Consider the following 21,879-nt stretch of genomic DNA (forward strand, 5'->3'; position numbering starts at 1 on the left):
TCCTCCACCGGCCGCGCCTACGCGCTGCCCGCATCGCGCCAGCGAGGACGCGACGCCGTGTCAGCCCTACTGCGCCGTGTCCCCGGCCTCAAGGCCCAACATCGCCGCATCCGGCGCGAAGGCGCGCGGCGCGTAGCCGAAATCCTGCTGCGCCGGTTGCAGGTCGAATGCCAGGTCCTCGCGCATGCGCTGCAGCGCGGCGCGGTTCATGCCCTGCAGGCGGCCGCAGGCGTGGGCCAGCGTCAGCGCCAACGCGAACGCCGCATGTGGCAGCGATAGCAGCCGCGCCGGCGGCCGCAGCGCGGCCAGCACCCGCCGCACCATCTCACGGTAGCTGAGCGTCTCGCCGCCACCGAGGGCGTAGCTGCGCCCGTGCGTGGCCGGGTGCGCCAGCACCGCCAGCGCCGCGTCGGCCAGGTCCTGCACGTGCACCGGCTGGCGCAGGCCGCTGGCGCTGCGCGGCAGCACGAACCAGCCGGTGCGCCGCGCCAGTGCCGCGATCGCGCTGAGGGTGCGGTCGCGGCCGGCGCCGTAGACCAGGGTCGGCCGCAACACCGTCGCCGCCGCGCCGCGTTCGGCGGCCACCGCGAACACGATGGCTTCGGCCTCGCGCAGGCGCCGGGCGACGTCGCGTTCGGCGGCGTCCAGCGAGTCGCGCTTGACCTCCAGGCTGGTGGAGCCGAAGGCGACCACGCGCGAAGCGGCGACGGGCGCGCGCCGATACCAGTCGGCGAAAGCGTCCAGCGGCCCGCAACTGAACACCACCTCCGCCGCCACCGGTGGCGCCTGCAGCGCACTGAGTTCGCCGGCATGCCAGTGCAGGCCGCGGTGCGCCGCGCGCGCCTGCCGGGAGTAGGCGTGCACCTCCCATCCGTCGGCCAGCAGGCGGCGCAGCAGGCGCTCGCCGATCTGGCCGCTGCCGCCGAACACCAGTGCGATGCGCGGTGGCGCGACGGTCGTCGGAGAAGCGGAGGCAGCGGCGAGCGAATCTGTCATCGGCACAGGATAGTGCGTGCGCCGCCGTTTGCGGCTGGAATCACCCGGCATCCGCACGCTGCACGGCATGCGACGGCCGGTGGAGGCGGACAAGGCGACACGTGGCGCGGACACACGCAGCGGCCAACGATCGCCAAGCGCACCGACGACCTGGTACGGCCGCACGCACCGGCACCCGGATGGAGAGCGACGCGCGACGCGCTGCAGAATGCGCTCACCCACGGCGATGCTTGCGCCACACGCAAAGCGCACGCCGCATGGCGCGCATGGCGTGTGGCGCATCGCCAGCGTTCGATCACCCCCCTCCCGCCCGCACTCGCAAGCGCATCACCTGCGCACCGCTACGCTGTCGGCATGACCGTGCACGCCTTCCGTTCCCGCGCCGGCCACCGCCGTGACGCGCCTGTTACACTCGGGCTCCTGCTCGCGAATCTCGTATTCCCTGCATGATCCCAGCCCTCGACCTCCTGCTGGCCTTGCCGTTTCTGATGGCGGCGGCCGTCGTCGCCCTGCGCCACCGCTCGCGTGCCACCCTGGCCTGGGCCGCGGCGCTGGCGCCGTTGGCGGGCCTGGCGGTGCTCGGCGCGCTGACGCCCACCGTGCTCGACGGCGGCATCGTCCGTGCCGACCACGCCTGGCTGCCGCAGATCGGCCTGCAGTTCTCGCTGCGCCTGGACGGGCTGGCCTGGATGTTCGCCGGCCTGGTGCTGGCGATCGGCGCGCTAGTGGTGATGTACGCGCACTATTACCTCAGCGCGCGCGAGAACGCGGCGCGCTTCTACGCCTGCCTGCTGCTGTTCATGGGCGCGATGCTGGGCATGGTGATTGCCGGCAACCTGTTGCTGCTGATGGTGTTCTGGGAACTGACCAGCATCAGTTCGTTCCTGCTGATCGGCTTCTGGTCGCACCGCCAGGACGCGCGCGACGGCGCGCGCATGGCCCTGGTGATCACCGGCGGCGGTGGCCTGGCGCTGCTCGGCGGCGTGCTGCTGCTGGGGCGCATCGTCGGCAGCTACCAGCTCGACGCGGTGCTCGCCGCCGGCGACGTGATCCGCGCCAGCCCGCTGTATCCGTGGGCGCTGGGGCTGATCCTGCTCGGCATCTTCACCAAGAGCGCGCAGTTCCCGTTCCATTTCTGGCTGCCGCACGCGATGGCCGCGCCCACCCCGGTGTCGGCCTATCTGCATTCGGCGACGATGGTGAAGGCCGGCGTGTTCCTGCTGGCGCGGCTGCATCCGGCGCTGGCCGGCAGCGACCTGTTCTTCTACACGGTCAGCGGCGTCGGCGCGATCACCCTGCTCACCGGCGCCTGGTTCGCGATCTTCCAGCACGACCTCAAGGGCCTGCTGGCGTATTCGACGATCTCGCACCTGGGCCTGATCACCATGCTGTTCGGGCTGTCCACGCCGATGGCGGTGGTGGCCGGCGTGTTCCACATCCTCAACCATGCGGTGTTCAAGGCCTCGCTGTTCATGGCCGCCGGCATCATCGACCACGAGACCCACACCCGCGACATGCGACGGCTCGGCAACCTGCGCCGCTGGATGCCGATCACCAGCGCGCTGGCGATCACCGCCTCGCTATCGATGGCCGGCATCCCGCTGCTCAACGGCTTCCTGTCCAAGGAGATGTTCTTCGCCGAGGCGCTGGGCGCGGACGGCCCGGCGGCGATGCGCGTGTTCACCGCGACCTCGGCACTGCTGGCCGGCGTGTTCGGCGTGGCCTACAGCCTGCGCTTCGTCTACGAGACGTTCTTCGGCAAGGGCCCGCGCGACCTGCAGACGATGCCGCACGAGCCGCCGCGCTGGATGAAGATTCCGGTGGAGATCCTGGTGCTGGTGTGCGTGGCGGTCGGCATCGTGCCGGCGCTGACCGTGGCGCCGGTGCTGCGCAGCGCCGCCGGCGCGATCCTCGGCAACGCCCTGCCCGACTACAGCCTGGCCGTCTGGCACGGCTGGAACGCACCGCTGGCGATGAGCATCGCCGGCGTGGTCGGCGGCGTCGCGCTGTATTTCGGGCTGCGCCGGCTGACCGCGCTGTACACCGAGGTGCGCCGCTCGCTGGGCAAGCGCGTGTTCCACTGGCACGTGCAGACCCTGTTCGGCGTGGCCGCCCGCTTTACCCGCTTGCTCGCCAACGGCAGCCTGCAGCGCAGCCTGCGCTGGCTGGTGCTGGCCGCGGTGGTGGTCGTGGCCGCGCCGCTGCTGCACGCGCCGCCGCTGTGGCAGCAGTGGCCGGCGCCGCAGGGGATGCCGCTGCTGGGCTGGGGCCTGTGGCTGCTGATCCTCAGTTGCGCGTTGTCCACGCTGTTCCTGTACCAGCAGCGGCTGCTGGCGGTGCTGGTGCTGGGCGGCAGCGGGCTGGGCGTGAGCCTGGTGTTCGTGTTCCTGTCCGCGCCGGACCTGGCGCTGACCCAGTTGCTGGTGGAGATGGTGACCCTGGTGCTGATGCTGCTGGGCATGAACTACCTGCCCAAGGCCTCGCCGCCGGAACCGCGGCGTTGGCGCCGCTGGCGCGATGCGGCCCTGGCAATCGTCGCCGGCGGCGGCATGGCCCTGCTGGCGTATTCGGTGATGACCCGGCCAGCGACGACGATGGCCGGCGAACTGCTGCAGCGCGCGCTGCCGGAAGCCTACGGCCGCAACGTGGTCAACGTGATCCTGGTGGACTTCCGCGGCTTCGATACCTTCGGCGAGATCACCGTGTTCGGCATCGCCGCGCTGGTGGTGCACGCACTGCTGCGGCGCGCGCGGATGGCGCCGGAGAAGGTGATGCCCGGTCCGCCGATCAAGCTGCCGGTGCCAGCCGACCTGGCGCAGCTGATGTTCCCGCTGACCCTGACCGTGTCGATCTTCCTGTTCCTGCGCGGCCACAACGCGCCCGGCGGCGGCTTCATCGCCGGGCTGGTGCTGGCGGTGCCGCTGCTGATGCAGTACGTGATCCAGGGCGCGGCCTCGGTGGAGTCGCGCTTCGGCTTCGACTACATCCGCTGCATCGGCCTGGGCCTGCTGCTGGCCACGCTCGGCGGCATGGCCTCGATGCTGTTCGGAGTGCCGTTCCTGACCAGCGGCCATCTGGATCTGCAGTTGCCGCTGATCGGCACGGTTCCGCTGGCCAGCGCGCTGGTCTTCGATACCGGCGTGTACCTGGTGGTGTTCGGCGGCACCATGCTGACGCTGTCGATGATGGGCACGATCAAGCCCTCGCGCACCCGCGATTCGCAGCGCGGGCAGATCGACCCGGCGCGGCGTTCGCCCATCACCGGGGAGATGCACTGATGGAACTGGCACTGGCGAGCGCGATCGGCGTGCTGACCGCGGTGGGCGTGTACCTGCTGCTGCGCGCGCGCAGCTTCGACGTGATCCTGGGCATGACCGTGCTGTCCTACGCCACCAACCTGCTGATCTTCGCCGGCGGCCGGCTGGTGCAGGGCAAGGCGCCGGTGCTGCGCGACGGCATCGCCCCGACCCTGGCCGAGCACGCCGACCCGCTGCCGCAGGCGCTGGTGCTGACCGCGATCGTGATCGCCTTCGCGATGACCGCGGTGAGCATCGTGCTGGCCATGCGCAGCCGCGGCGACAACCACAGCGACCACGTCGATGCGCGCCCGGACACCGACCCCGCCGATGGGGAGGCGCCATGACCCATCTGCTGATCCTGCCGATCCTGATCCCGTTGCTCGGCGCGGCGCTGTCGCTGTTCGCCGAGCACCGCCGCTACGGTCGCAAGGTGCGCCGCGCGGTGGCGTGGACCGCGATGACGGCGCTGGCCGCGGCGGTGCTGGCGCTGTGCGTGCAGGTGAGCGACGGTCAGGTCCATGCCTACCTGCTCGGCGACTGGCCCTCGCGGCTGGGCATCGTGCTGATGGCCGACCGCCTGTCGGCATGGATGCTGGCGACCACCACCCTGCTCGCCGGCGCCTGCCTGCTGCACGCCTGCGCCGGTTGGGACCGGCGCGCACCGCATTTCCATGCGCTGTTCCAGTTCCAGCTGGTCGGCCTCAACGGCGCGTTCCTGACCGGCGACGTGTTCAACCTGTTCGTGTTCTTCGAGGTGATGCTGATCGCCTCCTACGGCCTGCTGCTCAGCGGCGGGCGCAGCCTGCGCCTGCGCGTGGGCTTCCATTACGTGGTGTTCAACGTCACCTCCTCCACCGTGTTCCTGATCGCGCTGGGCCTGCTGTATGCCCTGCTCGGTTCGTTGAACATGGCCGAGCTGTCGCAGCGCGTGGCGCAGGCGCCGCCGCAGAACGTGGCGCTGATCAAGGCCGCGTTCGGCCTGTTGCTGCTGGTGTTCTGCGCCAAGGCCGCGCTGCTGCCGCTGTACCTGTGGCTGCCGGAAACCTATGCGCGGGCGCCGGCGGCGGTGGCGGCGCTGTTCGTGATCATGACCAAGGTCGGCCTGTACGCGGTGCTGCGGGTGAGCACGCTGATCCTCGGCAGCCAGGCGCAGGCGCTGGACGGCTACGGCCGCGACTGGCTGCTGTGGCTGGGCCTGGCGACGCTGCTGCTGGCCGCGCTGGGCGTGCTGGCGGCGGTGCGCCTGCGGGTGCTGATCGGCTACCTGGTGATCGTGTCGGCGGCCACGCTGTTCGTGGCCTTCGCCCTGGATGTGCCGGGCACGCTCGGCGCCGGTCTGTACTACCTGGCGCACAGCAGCTTCGTCGCCGCGGCGTTGTTCATGATCGCCGACCTGATCCGGCGCCGCCGCGGCGGCGCCGGCGACCGCAAGGAGATCATCGCGCCGCTGCCGGGCAAGACCGTGCCGGGCGTGCTGTTCCTGATCGCGGCGATCTCGGTGGCCGGGCTGCCGCCGCTGTCCGGCTTCCTGGCCAAGGTGGCGATCCTCAGCGCGACGCCGGGCGGGCTGACCGCGCCGGTGTGGGCGGCGGTGCTGCTCAGCAGCCTGATGGTGATCATGGGCCTGACCCGCGGCGGCGTGCGCCTGTTCTGGCGCGTGCCCGGCGACCAGGACACGGCCGAGGACGGCACCGTGGAGCTGCCGCGCCCGGCACCGCGCAAGGCGCCGGCACGGCCGCTGGAAACCGCCGCCACCGTGCTGCTGCTCGGCTACGGCGTGGCGATGACCGTGGCCGCCGGGCCGCTGCTGCGCTACAGCGAGGACGCCGCCGCACAACTGCTGCGCCCGGCCGACTACACCACCCAGCTGCGCGGCACCGCGCCGATCCTGCGGGAGCCCTGACATGTCCGCCCGTCCCTGGTCGCGCCGCCTGTTCCCGTCCTGGCCGCTGAGCCTGACCGTCACTGCGTTCTGGCTGCTGATGAGCGACAGCTTCAGTCTCGGCCAGGTGCTGCTGGGCGCGGTGCTGGGCGTGGCGGTGCCGCTGTTCGCCGCGCGCCTGGACCGCGAGTTCGCGCGCATCGGCTCGCTGCGCCCGGTGCCGAAGATGCTGTGCGTGGCGGCCTGGGACATCGTGCGCTCCAACGTGGTGGTGGCGCTGCAGGTGCTCGGCCCGGAGAAACGCATCCACCCCGGCTTCATCTGGGTGCCGCTGGACATCGCCAACATCCACGGCATCGCCGCGCTGACCAGCATGATCACCCTGACCCCGGGCACGGTGTCGGCGGCGCTGTCGGACGACCGCAAGTACCTGCTGGTGCACGTGCTGCACCTGGACGATGCCGAGACCGTGATCCGGCAGATCAAGACGCGCTACGAAGCGCCGTTGATGGAGATCTTCCCATGACCAGCCACATGTTCATCGAGACCACGATCGTCGTGTGCATGCACGTGGTGGCGCTGGCGATGCTGCTTGCGCTGTGGCGGCTGCTGCGCGGGCCAACCGTACCCGACCGCATCCTGGCGCTGGACACGCTGTCGGTGACCGCGATCGCCGAGCTGATGCTGTTCGGCATGTACCTGGATTCGCCGGTGTATTTCGAGGCGGCGCTGATCATCGCCATGCTCGGCTTCGGCAGCACCGTGGTGCTGAGCAAGTTCGTGCTGCGCCGGGACATCGTCGAATGATCGGCGTGCTGCAGGTCGGCCTGTCGCTGCTGCTGATCGTCGGCTGCTTCTTCATCCTGGTCGGCGCGCTGGGGCTGGTGAAGCTGTCGGACTTCTTCAAGCGCCTGCACGCACCGACCAAGGCCAGCACCCTGGGCGTGGGCTGCGTGCTGCTGGCCTCTGTCGGCTACCACCTGTTCCTGGGCCAGGACCCGCAGCCGCGCGAGTTGCTGATCACCGCATTCCTGTTCATCACCGCGCCGATCAGTGCGCACATGATGGCCAAGGCGGCGCTGTCGCTGATGCTGGAACAGCGCCCGCAGGTGCCGGGCAGCGACCACGCCGAGCAGGAAGGGCTGCCGCCGCCGGAGCAGCCGGAGGAGCGCTGAGCGCGCGGGTCTGCGTAGGAGCGGCTTTCCCGATTCCCGATTCCCCACTCTCGGCACTCACGCCAGCAACGCCAGCTCCAGTCCCACCCACGCCAGGAACGCCACCAGCAGCACCGCGCCCTCGCCGCGACTCAACCGCATGTCGCCGCGCAGCATCGGGTACAGCACCGCCGCCAGCGCGATCGCTGCCGGCAGTTCCAGGCGCACGAACGAGGCCGGCAACGGCAGCGGCCGCAGCGCCGCCATGCCGCCGATCACCACCAGCAGGTTGAACAGGCTCGAGCCCAGCACATGGCCGACCACCATGTCGCCCTGGCCCCGGCGCGCGGCGGCCACCGCGGCGGCGGCTTCCGGCAGCGCGGTGCCGATCGCCACCGGCAGCAGGCCGACCAGCAGCGGCGACAGGCCCCAGGCCGCACCCAGCCGCGGCGCGTGTTCCACCACCAGATTGGCGCCAGCGTTCAACAACACGAGAGCGATCAGCAGGCGCAGCAGATTCAGCACCAGCCCGGTGCGGGTCACCGCGTAGCCGGACACGCCAAGCTGGCGCGCGGCCGGTTCATGCCGCGCGCGCAGCAGCAGGAAGGCGACCACGCCGACGAAGGCCAGCAGCAGCGCCACGCCCTCAGCGCGCGAGATCGCGCCATCCAGGCCGAAGCCGATCAGCGCCAGCGTCGCCAGGGTCAGCAGCACCAGCAGTGGCGGCAGCAGGCGCGTGCGCAGCAGCAGCGGTGCCGCCAGCGCGGCCAGGCCCAGGGTCAGGCCGAGATTGGCCAGGTTGCTGCCGATCGCGTTGCCCAACGCCAGGTCCTGCGCGCCGGCGGCGTAGGCGCGCGCGTTGACCGCCAGTTCCGGCAGCGAGGTGCCGAAGGCCACCAGCAGCAAGCCGGCCACGAACGGCGAGGCGCCGCAGCGCTGCGCCAGGCCGGAGGCCGCCTTCACGATCGAGTCCCCGCCCAGCGCCAGGAACGCCAGCCCCAACAGCACCAATCCGATCGCACCGGCCATCGCCGACTCCCTGCCCGCAAGATGCGGCGATTCTATGCGCAGCGCCGATGACGCCGCCGTGGTCGTGCCTGCCCGGCCATGGCACGCTGCGACGGCCAGTCCCGCGCGCAACCCGCCGCCACTGCACTGCGTTCATGCCCGACCGTGTCTGCTAGCGCCTGCCGCGCGCCCGACCGCGTCCCTCCCCTCGCCTTCGCCACAGGAGCCGCCCATGTCCCGTCCCGATCCCACGCCGCCGCCGCGGCGGCCCTGGCTGGCGCTGGCCGGCATCGCCGCGATCGCCGCGGCACTCGCCGCCGCCTTCGCCTGGAGCGCCGGCTGGCTCGGCGGCCCGCAACGGCTGACCGCGCAGCGCATGACCGACGCCATCGAAGCCGGCGGCCCGCCGCATCCGGGCTTCCGCCGTGCGCACAGCAAGGGCGTGTGCGTCAGCGGCCATTTCGAGGGCAACGGCCAGGGCAGCGCGCTGTCCTCGGCACGGGTGTTCGCGCAATCCTCGGTGCCGGTGCTGGGCCGCCTGTCGATCGGCGGCGGCGACCCGCACGGCGCCGACGGCGCCGCCCGCGTGCGCAGCATGGCGCTGCAGTTGCGCAGCGACGACGGCCAGGAATGGCGCACGGCGATGAACAGCTTCCCGTTCTTCGTGGTCGCCAGCACCGAGGGCTTCATGGCGCAGACGCTGGCCGCGCGGCCGGATCCGGCCACCGGCAAGCCGGATCCGGCGAAGATGGCGGCGTTCCTGCAGCGCTATCCGGAAGCGAAGAAGTTCCAGGAGTGGGCCAAGACCGCACCGTGGTCCAACAGCTGGGCCAACACCCAGTACAACGGCGTCAACGCGTTCCGCTTCACCGCCGCCGACGGCAGCACGCATGCAGTGCGCTGGTCGATGCGCCCGCAGACCCCGTTCGCGCCGCTGTCGGCCGAGCAACGCGCCAAGGCCGACGCCGACTTCCTCAGCGAAGACCTGCAGGCGCGGCTGGCGCGCGGTCCGCTGCGCTGGGACCTGGTGCTGACCGTGGCCGCGCCCGGCGACCCGGTCGACGATCCGTCGCAGCCGTGGCCGCAGGACCGCCAGCAGGTGGTCGCCGGCACCCTGGTGCTGGACCATGCCGAGCCGCAGGCCACCGGGCCGTGCCGCGACCTCAACTACGATCCGCTGATCCTGCCGCACGGCATCGCCGGCTCCGACGATCCGATCCTGGCCGCGCGCTCGGCGGTGTACTCGCAGTCCTTCAACCGCCGCGAGCGCGAGATCGCCCGCGGCCAGGCGCCCGATGCGACCGGCAAGCCGCACGGAGGTGCGCAATGAACCGCGACGACCGCTCCGCGCACTTCAACCTGCTCGCGCGCGTCCTGCACTGGCTGATGGCGGCGATGATCCTGACCATGCTGTTCGTCGGCGTGGGCATGGTCGCCTCGGTGTCGCAGCGGCCCTGGCTGCTGAACCTGCACCGCCCGCTCGGCATCGCCATCGGGTTGCTGGTGCTGGTGCGCCTGGGCAACCGCCTGCGGCACCGGCCGCCGCCACTGCCGGCCGACCTGCCGCGCTGGCAAAAAGCCGCCGCGCACGCCTCGCACTGGCTGCTGTACGCGCTGATGCTGGCGATGCCGCTGCTGGGCTGGTCGATGCTCTCGGCCGGCGGCTATCCGATCGTGCTGTGGCCGGGCGTGCAGTTGCCGCCGATCGCCCCGCACAGCCCGGCGCTGTACGCCTGGCTGCGCAGCGCGCACGGCTGGCTGGCCTACCTGCTGTTCGCCACGGTGCTGATGCATCTGTGCGCGGCGCTGTTCCATGCCTGGGTACGCCGCGATGGCGTGTTCTCGAGCATGGCGCGCGGCGCGGCGACGCCTGCAGCGCCACGCGACAAGGCGTAGTCCACCCGACGACGCGACACGCGGGGCGCAACGCGTGCGTCCCGCGCTGCGCACGCTAGCGGCGTCACGCGCACGTCGATCGGCCAGTGCGGTGCGGCCTGTCTCCCTGGCGACGCCACGCGTTTGTGTCGCCCCCGACATGGTCCCGGTCCCGGGCCGCCGTTACACTTGTCGGCGGACGGGCGCGCTGGTCAGCGCTTTCGCGCGCTACCGCCTGTCGCCGGCCTTCTCGGTGCAGCTCAACCTCAACAACCTGCTGGACAAGCGTTACTACGCGCAGATCTACGGCTACGGCGCCTGGGGCGAACCGCGCAACGGCACGCTGAGCTTCAGCTGGTCGTTCTGAGTCGGCAGGCCGCGCGCGGGTGCTGACGCTGGCACGGCCGCGGCGCAGGCGCGCGACCGCGGCACTGCATGCACGGGATGGAGGCGGCCTAGGCCTCGGCGATGCGCAGCGGTGCGTCGCCAGCGGCAGCGACCCGGTTGCGGCCGCTGCGCTTGCCGCGGTACAGCGCCGCATCCGCGCAGCGCAGCAGTTCCTCGGTGCTGCGGCCGTGGTCCGGATAGGCGGCCACGCCGATCGACACGGTCACCGGCGGCAGCGCCTGACCCTGGTGCTGCACCTGCAGGTTCGCCACCGCGGCGCGGATCTGCTCGGCGCGGCGCTGCGCCACGTCGGCGGCGGCGCCCGGCAGGATCACCGTGAACTCCTCGCCGCCGTAGCGACAGGCGATGTCCTCCGGCCGCACCAGCCCGGCCAGCAACTGACCGAACGCCGCCAGCAAGGCATCGCCGCCGGCGTGGCCGAGGCGGTCGTTGAGCGCCTTGAAGTGGTCCAGATCCAGCATCATCAGCGCCAGCGGCTGCTCACGGCGCTCGCAGCGCGCCAGTTCGCGCACCAGCGATTCTTCCAGGTAGCGGCGGTTGTACAGCCCGGTCAACGGATCGCGGATCGACTGCGTGCGCAGGCGCTGGCGCAACTGCAGGTTGTGCAGCGCCATCGCCAGCTGTTCGGCCACCACCTCGACCAGGGGCAGGCGCTCGAGCAGGGTCGGATCGCGGCTGGACAGATGGATCAGCCCCAGCGGCTCGCCCTGCACCATCATCGGCACGCAGGTGCCATGGCGTGCCACGCCGGCGGCGTGCGCGCAGGCCGGCGCGGCGCCGGGCCGCTGGATCTGGGGGGCGCGGCTGCGCAGGCCTTCGCAGCCGCTCAGCGACAGCGACGGCGCGCACACCGCATCCTCGCCCCAGTGCGCGACACAGACCGCCTGCTCGCCCGCCGCGTCGGTGCAGTACACGCTGCAGCCGGCGTCGCCGAGCAGGCGCTCCAGCGCCTGCCGCGCGACCTCCACCGCCTCGTCCTGCTGCACGCAGCTCTGCAGTCCGCGGCTGCAGCGGTTGAGCGTGCGCAGATCCTGTTCGGTGCGCTGCATCTGCTGCACGGTGCCCACCAGCAGCGCATTGGCATGGTGACCGCGCTGCTCGGCCTGGCTGCGGCGGCCGATCTCGCGGCGCAGCAGCAGGTACAGGCCCAGGGTCAGCGCACACACGGTGGGGATGCCGATCACCGCCAGCCGGCGCAGCAGGTCGGCGTTGGCGGCGGTGGAGCGGGCGCTGCTGGCCAGCGCCGCGCGCTCGCTGCGCACCAGGCTGTCGGTGCTGCGCCGGATCGCCTGCGACATCAGGCGGCCCTGGCGGGCGCGCTCCGGGTCCGGCTTGCGCATGCCTGCCGCCCTGCCCTGGAAGCGGGTCACGGCGAGCGCGCTGTCGCGCATGCGCGCCTCGATCTGCGCCTGGACTTCCTGTAGCCGCTGCTGCTGCGCGGGGTTGCCCTGCAGCAGCGTGGCCAGTTGCTGCAGCCGCGGCGGCAGCGCGCGCTGGCACGCCCGGAAATCGGCCAGGTGTTCGCGGCTGTCCAGCAGCAGGAAGCCGCGCAGCGAGGCATCGCAGTCGGCAAGGTTCAGCTGCAGGCCGTTGATCTCGGCAATGACCCGGTGGCTGCGCTGCACCGCGGCCGCATCGGCGAGAAAGCGCTCGCTGCCCACCAGCACGCCGCCACTGATGCCCAACAGCAGCAGCAGGGCCAGCGGCACGCCATAGCGGTTGATCGTGGTGGAGGGCATGGCGTTGGCCAATGGGAGGAAGGAAGGCCGCGCGCGCCCTGCACTGCGCTGCGCAGTCAAGCGCAGGGAGCCACGCAAGTTTCAGGCCGAACCGCGCGCCGCATCACAGCCAGCCCTTCTGCCGGGCCAGCCGCGCCGCCTCGATGCGGTTGCCGACCCCGAGCTTGCCGATCGCCTCGGACAGGTAGTTGCGCACCGTGCCCGACGACAGCCCCAACTGCGTGGCGATGTCGCCGGCCGAGGCGCCCTCGCCGGCCAGGCGCAGCACCTGGCGCTCGCGGTCGTTGAGCGGGTCGGCCTCGGACCAGGCTTCCAGCGCCAGTTCCGGGTCGATCGCGCGGCCGCCGCGGTGCACCTGGCGGATCGCCTCGATCAGCCGCTGCGGCGGCGCATCCTTGAGCAGGTAGCCGCCGACCCCGGCGTCCAGGGCGCGGCGCAGGAAGCCGGGGCGGGCGAAGGTGGTGACGATGATGACGCGCACCGGCAGTTGCTGGCGCTGGATGCGCTGGGCCAGCTCCAGGCCGCTGAGGCCGGGCATCTCGATGTCGGTGACCAGCAGGTCCGGCGCATGCGCCTGCAGCGCGCGCCAGGCGGCTTCGCCGTCGGCCGCGCTGGCGACCAGGTCGAGATCCGCTTCCAGGCCCAGCAGTGCGCCCAGCGCACCGCGCACCATTGCCTGGTCCTCCGCCAGCACTAAACGAATCACGGCACCCCCCGGTCCTTGTCGGCCCATTGTAGTGCCCGGGCCGGGCCGGCGCTCAGCCGAGCGCGGCGTCCTGGTCCACCGGGGACTGCATCCGCGCGGCCGGCGCGGCATCCGCCATCGCCGCCTCGACCCGCGGCAACGGCGCGGCGGCGACCAGGCAGGTGCCCAGGCCGCGCTCGGAGGCGATGCGCAGGCTGCCGCCCACCGCCTCCAGCCGCTCGCGCATGCTGCTCAGCCCGGTGCCCGGCTGCAGCGCGCCGCCACGGCCGTCGTCGCGCAGTTCCAGCAGCGCCTGGCCGCGCTCGCACCACAGCCGCAACTGCGCGTGGCTGGCACGCGCGTGGCGCTGGATGTTGGTGGCGGCCTCGCGCAGCACCAGCGCGAACACCGTCTCCAGCTGTGGGCACGGCGGCAAGGCCTCGACCTGGTAGCGGAAGGTCACCCCCGACGACTCCAGCAGCAGCTTGGCCGAGGCGATCTCCGCCGCCAACTGCGCCGCGCGGATGCCGCTGACCGCACGCCGCACCTGGCCCAGCGCCTCGCGTGCGACCTGGCCCACTTCCTCCATCTCGCGCTGCGCCGCGGCGGCGTCGTGGGCGAGCAGGCGCGTGGCCAGGTCCGACTTCAATGCCACCAGCGACAGGGTGTGGCCGAGCAGGTCGTGCAGGTCGCGACCGATGCGCTCGCGCTCGGCCACCGCCGCCAGGCGCCGCACTTCCTCGTGGCTCAGGCGCAGCTGCGCCTCGCCGCGCGCACGGCGCTCGAAACTGATGTTCATCAGCCCCACCGACAGGCCGACCACCATCGCGCTGACCATGTACAGCGGCGACCAGCCGCGCAGCGTCCAGGCCAATGCGAACGAGGCCAGCACCAGCAGCATCGCCGCCACCGCCCGCTTCGGCTCGAAGCAGAACGCCAGGAAGGCGCAGGCATAGATGATGTAGCACTGCGCGCCGGGGTTGTACGGCAGCACCACGAACGCCAGCGCCGCCATGCCGGCCACGCACCAGGGCAGGTAGCGCCGGTGGCGGTAGTAGGCCACGTAGTACAAGGCCAGGAACATCAGATAGCTGGCCAGCGTCGGCGGGAACCAGTTGTGGAAGTAGTACGGCTCGTACAGCGGAGTGACGAACAGCCAGATCGACCACACCAGCGACAGCCACACGAACCAGTGGGTGCTGGACTTGGCCGAGCTCCAGCCGATGCGGCGGGCGATCAGCGAGTCGGGCGAGGCGTGCAGCAAGGCGATCACGTCGGGCTCCCAGGGCGGCACGGCCGCCGCAGCGCATAGCTTAGCGAAGGCGCCGGCGCGCGAAACCGCGCGGCGACGCCGGGATCGGCACGGCGCACCATCAGCCGCGACGCAGGCGCCGCTGCGCCAGTGCGTAGAACACCACCGTCACCGCCAGCAGCGCGATGACATGGCCGGCACTGCCGTGGCCGTCGCCCTGCCCGACCACGCGCAGCGCCAGCTGGCCCAGGTGATAGGACGGCCACAGCGGCGCCAGCGTGGTCAGCCACGCCGGCAGCAGTTGCAGCGGGATCCACAGCCCCGACAGGAACGCCATCGGCAGGTAGATCAGGTTGACCAGCGCCGGCGCACCGCTGCCGCCGGCATAGGCGCCCAGCGCCAGCCCGATCGCGCAGAACGGCAGCGTGCCCAGCACGTCGACCAGCAGCAACCCGATCCGCTGCGCCGGCGTCAGCATGACCCCGCCGAGCAGCGCGGCCAGCACCTGCAGCAATACGCCGATCACCAGCGCAAAGGCCATCGCCAGCGCGGTGCGCGCCAGCAGCAGGGCCAGCGGCGGCACCGGCATCGCCCGCTTCAGCGCGAGCAGGCCGCGTTCGCGGTCCAGGGCCAGGCCGACGCCGAACCCGAACAGGGCCGGCGCCATCACCCCGAACACGCTGTAGCTGGCCATCAGGTACACCGCCGCGTCGTGGCGCCCATGGTTGAGCAGCACCCCGAACAGCAGGTAGAACAGCGGCGGGAACAGCAGCGTGGGCAAGGCGAACGACGGCGTGCGCAGCCAGCGCAGCACCTCGTAGCGGATCTCGCGCAGCAACAGCGCGCCCTGGTCGCGCAACGACCAGGCGGCCGCCGGGGAAGCAACGGACAGATCGATCGGATTCATGCGGCCTCCGCGCGGGTGATGGCGAGAAAGGCGTCGGCGAGGCCGGCGCGGCGCACTTCCAGCGCCGTCAGCGCCGGATCGCTGGCGAGCAGCCGCGCCACCACCGGCTCGGCCGACTCGGCGACCAGCTCCAGCACCCCGTCGCGGCTCTCGGCGCGACGCACCTGTGGCCACTGCGCCACCTGCGCCGCCGGCAGCGCGCTGCGGCAGCGGATGGTGCATTGTTCGAAGCGCGCACGCAGCTCGGCGACGCTGCCCTCGGCGATCAGCGTGCCGCGCTGCAGCACCGCCACCCGGTCGGCCAGCGCCTCGGCCTCTTCCAGATAGTGCGTGGTCAGCAGCACCGCGCAGCCGTCGGCGACCAGTTCGCGGATCGCCCGCCACAGGCCCTGCCGCGCCTCGATGTCCAGGCCGGTGCTGGGCTCGTCCAGGAACAGCACCCGCGGCCGCCCGCAGATCGCCATCGCGAATTGCACGCGGCGCTGCTGGCCGCCGGACAGTTGGCCGTAGCGGCGTGCCATCACGCCATCCAGCCCGGCCAGCGCCACGCAGTCGGCGACGCTGCGCGGCTGCGGGTAGTAGCCGCGCGCCTGCAGCAGCAGTTCGCCCACGCGCAGGGTGTCCGGCAGCCCAGCGGTCTGCAGCATCGCCCCGGCCTGGCGGCGTGCGGCCAGCGCCCGCGGATCCTGCCCGCACAGGCGCACGCTGCCGGCGTCGGGCGTCTGCAGCCCGAGCAGCAGGCTCACCGCGGTGCTCTTGCCGGCGCCGTTGGCGCCCAGCAGCGCCAGCAACTGGCCGGGCCGCAGTTGCAGGTCGACGCCGTCGAGCGCGACCAGCGTCCCGTAGCGCTTGTGGACGCCGCTGAGCTGCGCCAGCGGCAACGCATCGTGATCGGGCATGGGACACTCCGGTGGTGGCAGGGAGTGCCTAGGCTGCGCCGCGGCGGAGTCGCCGCCCAGTGCGGCGCGTCAGCTGCAGTGGATGACATCTGTCACTGGCAGCCCCCGCACGATTGCCGCATGCTGCGATCCACGCCGAGGGGCGGCGTTCTCCCGCTACAGCGCATCGCAGAAAGTGACTTCCGGCCATGCCCACAGCGGCCGGTGGCTCGCACACTGCAGCGCGCCGACCGTTTCGTTCAAGGACACGATGAGTACTTCCTCCGACCTGCTCAAGGAACTCCGTATCGACCGCAAGGCGCCGCCGAGCGAGCCGCCGTCGCGGCGCGGGCTGTGGATCGCCGGGGTGCTGCTGGTGGTGCTGCTCGCCCTGGGCGCCGGCGGCTGGTGGCTGTTCGGCCGCAGCAAGCCGCTGGAGGTGCGCACCGCCGCGGTGGTGGCGATCGCCCCCGGCAGCAGCAGCGCCTCGGTGCTGGACGCCAGCGGCTATGTGGTGGCGCGGCGCATGGCCACGGTCTCGGCCAAGATCACCGGCAAGGTCCGCGATGTGCGCATCGAGGAAGGCATGCGCGTGGAGGAAGGCCAGGTGATGGCGACGCTGGATCCGATCGACGCCAATGCGCAGCGGGTGCTGTCGGCCTCGCAACTGGACGCGGCGCGCAGCCTGGTCGCCAACATGCAGGCGCAGGTGCGCCAGGCCGATGCCGACGCGCAGCGGCTGCAGACCCTGGCCAGCCAGCAACTGGTCTCGCGCTCGCAGTACGAGCAGGCGGTGGCGCAGCGCGATGCCCTGCGTGCGCAGTTGCAGAACGCGCAGCGCAACGTGGCGGTGGCCGGCAACCAATTGTCGATCTCCGATCTCAACGTGGACAACACCATCGTGCGTGCGCCGTTCTCCGGCGTGGTCACCGCCAAGGCGGCGCAGCCGGGCGAGATCGTCTCGCCGCTGTCGGCCGGCGGCGGCTTCACCCGCACCGGCATCGGCACCATCGTCGACATGGATTCGCTGGAGATCGAGGTCGAGGTGGGGGAGTCCTACATCGGCCGGGTCAAGCCGGGCATGCCGGTGGAAGCCACGCTCAACGCGTATCCGGACTGGAAGATCCCGGCCGAGGTGATCGCGATCATCCCCTCCGCCGACCGCGGCAAGGCGACGGTGAAGGTGCGCGTGGCGCTGAAGCAGAAGGACGCGCGGATCGTGCCGGAGATGGGCGTGCGGGTCAGTTTCCTGGAGACGCCGCAGCCGCAGGCGCAGCACACGCCGCAGGGCGTGCGGGTGCCCGGCGCGGCGATCGTCAAGCGCGCCGGCCAGGACGTGGCGTTCGCGGTCAAGGAGGACAACACGGTCGAGCAGCGCACGCTGAAGACCGGCATCGCTCTGGGCGACGACCGCCAGGTGCTGTCCGGCCTGTCCGCCGGCGACACGGTGGTGCTGGATCCGCCGGAGGCCTTGCATGCCGGCATGCAGGTGAAGACGGCGGAGGCCGCTGCGCAGTAGCCCACACCGGTGTTCCACACATTGCGCAAGCGCCCGATGTCGCACTTGATGTAGTCGCTTTTCAACTGCACCCAGCGCCGTCACACCGCTCTTGCTCTGCTCTTGCTCTGCTGTTGCTCTGCTGTTGCTCTGCTCTTGCTCTGCTCTTGCTCTGCTGTTGCTCTGCTGTTGCTGTTGCTTGGCTTCGGCTCTTGATTTACCGGGTTCCCTTCCGCAGCGGCGGATGGAGCGGGGAAAAACCCGAAGGGCGGCGCACATGGATGTGCGCCGTTCGCGGCAGGGGCAGGATGCCCCTTCCGCGAATCCCCGGTGCATCCGCGGACCCGGAGCGCGCAGCGCGGAGGGCGCAAGGCAGGGCGCGCTTTCTTTTGGTTACCTTTTCTTTGCGCGAGCAAAGAAAAGTAACTCGCCCGAAAGGGCGAAAGCCTTTGCTGTTGCTTCAATCTTGAGTGTCAAACGAGAAGATCTGTAGGAGCGGCGTTAGCCGCGACAAACGTAATTGGTCCATGGCTGTCGCGGCTGAAGCCGCTCCTACAATCCAGCGGTCGTCACCGTAGCAGCAAGTGCAAGAACAAAGCTTTCGCCTTGCGGCGAGTTACTTTTCTTTGCTTGTGCAAAGAAAAGTAACCAAAAGAAAGCACACCCTGCCTACGCGCCCTCCGCGCTAACGCGCTCCGGGTCCGCGTCCAGCCCGGGGATCCGCGGAAGGGGCATCCTGCCCCTGCCGCGGACGGCGTACATCCATGTACGCCGCCCTTCGGGTTTTCCCCCGCGCTGGCCGCCGCTTCGGAAGGGAACCCGGTAAGTCAAAAGCAAGAACAACAGCAACAGCAGAAGCAGCAGCAACAACTGCACTTGCAACCGCAACCGCAACCGCAACCGCAACCGCAACGGTAAACCCCTCGCCCACCGGCGACCGCATCGCCTCCACCTCGTCCACCGCCAGGAACACCACCATGTCCACCCTCGTCACCCTGCGCAACGTCACCAAGACCTACCAGCGCGGCCCCGAGAAAGTCCAGGTCCTGCACGGCATCGACCTGGATATCGCCCGCGGCGACTTCGTCGCCCTGATGGGTCCGTCCGGCTCCGGCAAGACCACCCTGCTCAACCTGATCGGCGGGCTGGATTCGCCCAGCGGCGGCGAGATCGAGATCGAAGGCCAGCGCATCGACCGCATGAGCGGAGGCCAGCTCGCCACCTGGCGCAGCCATCATGTCGGCTTCGTGTTCCAGTTCTACAACCTGATGCCGATGCTCACCGCGCAGAAGAACGTCGAACTGCCGCTGCTGCTGACCTCGCTCAGCGCCGCCCAGCGCAAGCGCAATGCCGAGATCGCGCTGACCCTGGTCGGCCTGGCCGAGCGCCGCAACCACAAGCCCAGCGAACTGTCCGGCGGCCAGCAGCAGCGCGTGGCCATCGCCCGCGCCATCGTCTCCGACCCCACCTTCCTGATCTGCGACGAACCCACCGGCGACCTCGACCGGCGTTCGGCCGAGGACGTGCTGGGCCTGCTGCAGGAACTCAACCGCAGCCACGGCAAGACCATCGTCATGGTCACCCACGATCCCAAGGCCGCCGAGTACGCCACCCACACCGTGCACCTGGACAAGGGCGAGCTGGCCGACGCGCCGGCCGCGCACTGAGCGAGGCGATGCCATGAAGTATTTTTCGTTGATCTGGGCGCAACTGTTCCGCAGCAAGACGCGGACAGTGCTGACCCTGTTCTCGGTGATCGTCGCCTTCCTGCTGTTCGGCCTGCTCGACTCGGTGCGCGTCGCGTTCACCGCCGGCGGCTCGGTGGAAGGCGTCAACCGCCTGGTCGTGGCCTCGCGCCTGTCGATCACCCAGTCGCTGCCGGTGCGCCTGGAGGCGCAGATCCGCAGCGTGCCGGGCGTGCGCGACGTGACCTATGCGATGTGGTTCGGCGGCATCTACAAGGATCCCAAGGACTTCTTCCCCAACTTCTCGGTGGCACCGAACTTCTTCGACGTGTACAGCGAATACGAGATGCCGCCGGAGCAGCTCAAGGCGTTCCGCGACACCCGCACCGGTGCGGCGGTGGGCGAGGCGCTGGCGAAGAAGAACGGCTGGAAGGTCGGCGACGTGATCCCGCTGCAGGCCACCATCTTCCCGCGCGGCGGCAGCAACGACTGGCCGCTGGAACTGAAGGCGATCTTCCGCGCCAAGGACCGCGCCAACGTGCAGGCGGAGAACCAGTTGATGATGAACTGGAAATACTTCGACGAGAGCAACGACTACATCAAGGGCCGGGTCAGCTGGTACACGGTGCGGCTGGACAATCCCGAGCACGCCTCGCGCGTGGCGCAGGCGATCGATGCGCTGTCGGCCAACTCCGACCACGAGACCAAGTCGCAGACCGAGTCGGCATTCCAGCAGGCCTTCGTCAAGCAGTTCGCCGACATCGGCCTGATCGTCACCTCGATCATGGGCGCGGTGTTCTTCACCCTGGTGCTGCTGACCGGCAACACCATGGCGCAGGCCGTGCGCGAGCGCATTCCGGAACTGGCCACGCTCAAGACCCTGGGCTTCCAGGACCGCACCGTGCTGACCCTGGTGATCGTCGAGTCGGTGCTGCTGATCGTACTCGGCGGCCTGCTCGGCATGGCGCTGGCGGCGGCGGCGATCCCGGTGCTGGCCAGCGCCAGCCGCGGCGCGCTGCCGGTGCACGCGGTGCCGCTGCAGACCTGGCTGATCGGCGCGGCGCTGATGCTGGTCATCGGCGTGGTGGTCGGCCTGCTGCCGGCGCTGCGCGCGCAGCGGCTGAAGATCGTCGACGCCCTGGCCGGGCGCTGAGCCCTCCCCTTCTCTCCAGCACAGCGATGCCACGGACGGCGACGCAGACCCGAGGAACAACGCAATGAAGATGCAATGGTTATGGAATGTCCTGGCGATCGCGGCGCTGGCGCTCGGCCTGGGAATCTGGATCGCCCTGCCCTGGTTCCTGGTGCTGGCGCTGGTGGCGGTGCTCGCCGTGCTGCTGCTGGTCACCCGCAGCGGCCGGCTGTCGCTGGCCGCCGCGCGCATCGGCATCGCCAGCCTGCCGCAGCGCTGGGGCGCCAGTTCGGTGATCGTGGTCGGCATCGCCGGCGTGGTCGGCGTGCTGGTGGCGATGCTGGCGATGGGCCAGGGCTTCCAGGCCACCCTGGACAGCACCGGCGACGACACTACCGCCATCGTCCTGCGCGGCGGCTCGCAGGCCGAGACCAACTCGGTCATCACCCGCGACCAGGTGCCCTTGATCGCCAGCCTGGCCGGTGTGGCGCGCGGCGCCGACAACCGCCCGCTGGTCTCGCCGGAACTGTCGCAGGTGGTGAACCTGCAGTCGAAGTCCGACGGCACCGACGTCAACGCGCAGTTCCGCGGCGTGGGCGAGCAGGGCTGGGCGGTGCACGACAAGGTCAAGCTCCTGCAGGGCCGTCGCTTCCAACCGGGCCTGCGCGAGATCGTGGTCGGCAAGGGCGCGCAGTCGCAGTTCCGCGGCCTGCAGCTCGGCCAGACCCTGACCCTGGGCAACCAGGCCTGGACCGTGGTCGGCGTGTTCGCCAGCGGCGACGCGCACGACTCGGAACTGTGGACCGACACCCAGACCCTGGCCACCACCTACAACCGCAGCGCCTACCAGTCGATCAGCGTGCGCACCCAGGGCCAGGACGGCTTCCGCCAGTTCAAGGCGGCGATGGACGCCGACCCGCGGCTGAAGCTGGACGTGTTCACCACCCGCGAGTACTACCGCAAGCAGGGCGGCAACCTCAGCAAGGTGCTGGAGATCCTGGGCACCTTCATCGGCACCATCATGGCGATCGGCGCGGTGTTCGGCGCGCTCAACACCATGTATGCGGCGGTCGCCACCCGTGCCCGCGAGATCGCCACGATGCGCGCGCTCGGCTTCCGCGGGTTGCCGGTGGTGGTGGCGGTGATGCTGGAGACCATGCTGCTGGCGCTGCTCGGCGGCGTGCTGGGCGGGCTGATCGCCTGGGCGATCTTCAACGGCTACAGCGTCTCCACCCTGGGCAGCAACTTCAGCCAGGTGGTGTTCCAGTTCAAGGTCTCCCCGCCGCTGCTGTGGACCGGGCTGAAGTGGGCGCTGGGCATCGGCCTGGTCGGCGGCCTGTTCCCGGCGCTGCGCGCCGCGCGGCTGCCGATCACCACCGCCCTGCGCGCGCTGTAGCGCCAGGGCTGAACGCGCCGGGCCGGGACCGCTGTCCCGGCCCGGCCCAATGGCGGCTGACGCGTCATCGTTCCGTCATCGAAAC

General features: G+C 70.9%; 19 protein-coding genes and 1 pseudogene. 13 read left to right on the forward strand and 7 right to left on the reverse strand.

Annotated features, from left to right (window positions below; genetic code table 11):
* Positions 1-66 precede the first annotated feature (66 nt).
* Positions 67-996 (reverse strand): NAD-dependent epimerase/dehydratase family protein, encoded by a 930-nt coding sequence (locus CEK69_RS15280; protein ID WP_152246507.1) that lies wholly within the window; start codon positions 994-996, stop codon positions 67-69.
* A 446-nt stretch (positions 997-1,442) separates the two neighbouring features.
* Here CEK69_RS15280 and CEK69_RS15285 point away from each other — a divergent pair, with 446 nt between their 5' ends.
* From CEK69_RS15285 to CEK69_RS15310, 6 genes are read left to right on the forward strand one after another with little or no spacing between them, the layout of a single operon-like run.
* Positions 1,443-4,274: a monovalent cation/H+ antiporter subunit A gene (locus CEK69_RS15285; protein ID WP_152246509.1), complete on the forward strand. Its 2,832-nt coding sequence runs from the start codon at positions 1,443-1,445 to the stop codon at positions 4,272-4,274.
* Positions 4,274-4,639 (forward strand): Na+/H+ antiporter subunit C, encoded by a 366-nt coding sequence (locus CEK69_RS15290; protein ID WP_152246511.1) that lies wholly within the window; start codon positions 4,274-4,276, stop codon positions 4,637-4,639. Before CEK69_RS15285 ends, CEK69_RS15290 begins: the two co-directional genes overlap by 1 nt.
* Positions 4,636-6,198 carry a monovalent cation/H+ antiporter subunit D gene (locus tag CEK69_RS15295; RefSeq protein WP_152246513.1) on the forward strand — a complete coding sequence of 521 codons (1,563 nt, stop codon included), beginning with the start codon at positions 4,636-4,638 and terminating at the stop codon, positions 6,196-6,198. Before CEK69_RS15290 ends, CEK69_RS15295 begins: the two co-directional genes overlap by 4 nt.
* A 1-nt stretch (position 6,199) precedes the next feature.
* Positions 6,200-6,703 (forward strand): Na+/H+ antiporter subunit E, encoded by a 504-nt coding sequence (locus tag CEK69_RS15300; RefSeq protein ID WP_010341382.1) that lies wholly within the window; start codon positions 6,200-6,202, stop codon positions 6,701-6,703.
* Positions 6,700-6,984 carry a K+/H+ antiporter subunit F gene (locus tag CEK69_RS15305; RefSeq protein WP_017908201.1) on the forward strand — a complete coding sequence of 95 codons (285 nt, stop codon included), beginning with the start codon at positions 6,700-6,702 and terminating at the stop codon, positions 6,982-6,984. The genes CEK69_RS15300 and CEK69_RS15305 overlap by 4 nt, the downstream gene beginning before the upstream one ends.
* Positions 6,981-7,352, forward strand: a complete 372-nt coding sequence (locus CEK69_RS15310; RefSeq protein ID WP_017908202.1) for a Na+/H+ antiporter subunit G — start codon at positions 6,981-6,983, stop codon at positions 7,350-7,352. The genes CEK69_RS15305 and CEK69_RS15310 overlap by 4 nt, the downstream gene beginning before the upstream one ends.
* 57 nt (positions 7,353-7,409) lie before the next feature.
* On the opposite strand, the gene CEK69_RS15315 is transcribed toward CEK69_RS15310, so the two are convergent.
* The gene (locus CEK69_RS15315; protein ID WP_043093590.1) at positions 7,410-8,360 is read right to left on the reverse strand and encodes a calcium/sodium antiporter; all 951 of its coding nucleotides are present in this window, start codon (positions 8,358-8,360) and stop codon (positions 7,410-7,412) included.
* A 211-nt stretch (positions 8,361-8,571) separates the two neighbouring features.
* Between CEK69_RS15315 and CEK69_RS15320 the strand changes: the two genes are divergently transcribed.
* The 3 genes and pseudogenes from CEK69_RS15320 to CEK69_RS15330 form a co-directional block, all read left to right on the forward strand.
* The gene (locus tag CEK69_RS15320; protein WP_152236634.1) at positions 8,572-9,669 is read left to right on the forward strand and encodes a catalase family peroxidase; all 1,098 of its coding nucleotides are present in this window, start codon (positions 8,572-8,574) and stop codon (positions 9,667-9,669) included.
* On the forward strand, positions 9,666-10,235 hold the full coding sequence (locus CEK69_RS15325; RefSeq protein ID WP_152246515.1) for a cytochrome b: 570 nt from the start codon (positions 9,666-9,668) through the stop codon (positions 10,233-10,235). Before CEK69_RS15320 ends, CEK69_RS15325 begins: the two co-directional genes overlap by 4 nt.
* Positions 10,236-10,419: 184 nt before the next feature.
* A pseudogene (locus tag CEK69_RS15330) lies at positions 10,420-10,581 on the forward strand (TonB-dependent receptor); the annotation flags it as partial.
* An 88-nt stretch (positions 10,582-10,669) separates the two neighbouring features.
* On the opposite strand, the gene CEK69_RS15335 reads toward CEK69_RS15330, so the two are convergent.
* The 5 genes from CEK69_RS15335 to CEK69_RS15355 form a co-directional block, all read right to left on the reverse strand.
* Positions 10,670-12,361 (reverse strand): diguanylate cyclase, encoded by a 1,692-nt coding sequence (locus CEK69_RS15335; protein ID WP_152246519.1) that lies wholly within the window; start codon positions 12,359-12,361, stop codon positions 10,670-10,672.
* 103 nt (positions 12,362-12,464) lie between these two features.
* Positions 12,465-13,067 carry a response regulator transcription factor gene (locus tag CEK69_RS15340; RefSeq protein ID WP_026143841.1) on the reverse strand — a complete coding sequence of 201 codons (603 nt, stop codon included), beginning with the start codon at positions 13,065-13,067 and terminating at the stop codon, positions 12,465-12,467.
* 52 nt (positions 13,068-13,119) lie between these two features.
* Positions 13,120-14,319: a sensor histidine kinase gene (locus CEK69_RS15345; protein WP_152246521.1), complete on the reverse strand. Its 1,200-nt coding sequence runs from the start codon at positions 14,317-14,319 to the stop codon at positions 13,120-13,122.
* Between the two features lie 100 nt (positions 14,320-14,419).
* The gene (locus CEK69_RS15350; protein WP_152246523.1) at positions 14,420-15,205 is read right to left on the reverse strand and encodes an ABC transporter permease; all 786 of its coding nucleotides are present in this window, start codon (positions 15,203-15,205) and stop codon (positions 14,420-14,422) included.
* Positions 15,202-16,104 (reverse strand): ABC transporter ATP-binding protein, encoded by a 903-nt coding sequence (locus CEK69_RS15355; RefSeq protein WP_152246525.1) that lies wholly within the window; start codon positions 16,102-16,104, stop codon positions 15,202-15,204. Before CEK69_RS15355 ends, CEK69_RS15350 begins: the two co-directional genes overlap by 4 nt.
* A 250-nt stretch (positions 16,105-16,354) precedes the next feature.
* Between CEK69_RS15355 and CEK69_RS15360 the strand changes: the two genes are divergently transcribed.
* The 4 genes from CEK69_RS15360 to CEK69_RS15375 all read left to right on the forward strand — a co-directional run bounded on the left by CEK69_RS15360 (position 16,355) and on the right by CEK69_RS15375 (position 21,794).
* On the forward strand, positions 16,355-17,602 hold the full coding sequence (locus tag CEK69_RS15360; protein WP_152246527.1) for an efflux RND transporter periplasmic adaptor subunit: 1,248 nt from the start codon (positions 16,355-16,357) through the stop codon (positions 17,600-17,602).
* Between the two features lie 956 nt (positions 17,603-18,558).
* Complete coding sequence (locus tag CEK69_RS15365; protein ID WP_017908954.1) at positions 18,559-19,248, forward strand: ABC transporter ATP-binding protein; 690 nt, start codon at positions 18,559-18,561, stop codon at positions 19,246-19,248.
* 13 nt (positions 19,249-19,261) lie between these two features.
* Positions 19,262-20,419 (forward strand): FtsX-like permease family protein, encoded by a 1,158-nt coding sequence (locus CEK69_RS15370; protein WP_152246529.1) that lies wholly within the window; start codon positions 19,262-19,264, stop codon positions 20,417-20,419.
* Positions 20,420-20,483: 64 nt separating this feature from the next.
* The gene (locus tag CEK69_RS15375) at positions 20,484-21,794 is read left to right on the forward strand and encodes an ABC transporter permease (protein ID WP_017913664.1); all 1,311 of its coding nucleotides are present in this window, start codon (positions 20,484-20,486) and stop codon (positions 21,792-21,794) included.
* The last annotated feature ends 85 nt before the right edge of the window (positions 21,795-21,879 follow it).

Source organism: Xanthomonas sp. LMG 12462, assembly GCF_009192885.1.
Lineage (GTDB): Bacteria > Pseudomonadota > Gammaproteobacteria > Xanthomonadales > Xanthomonadaceae > Xanthomonas_A > Xanthomonas_A sontii.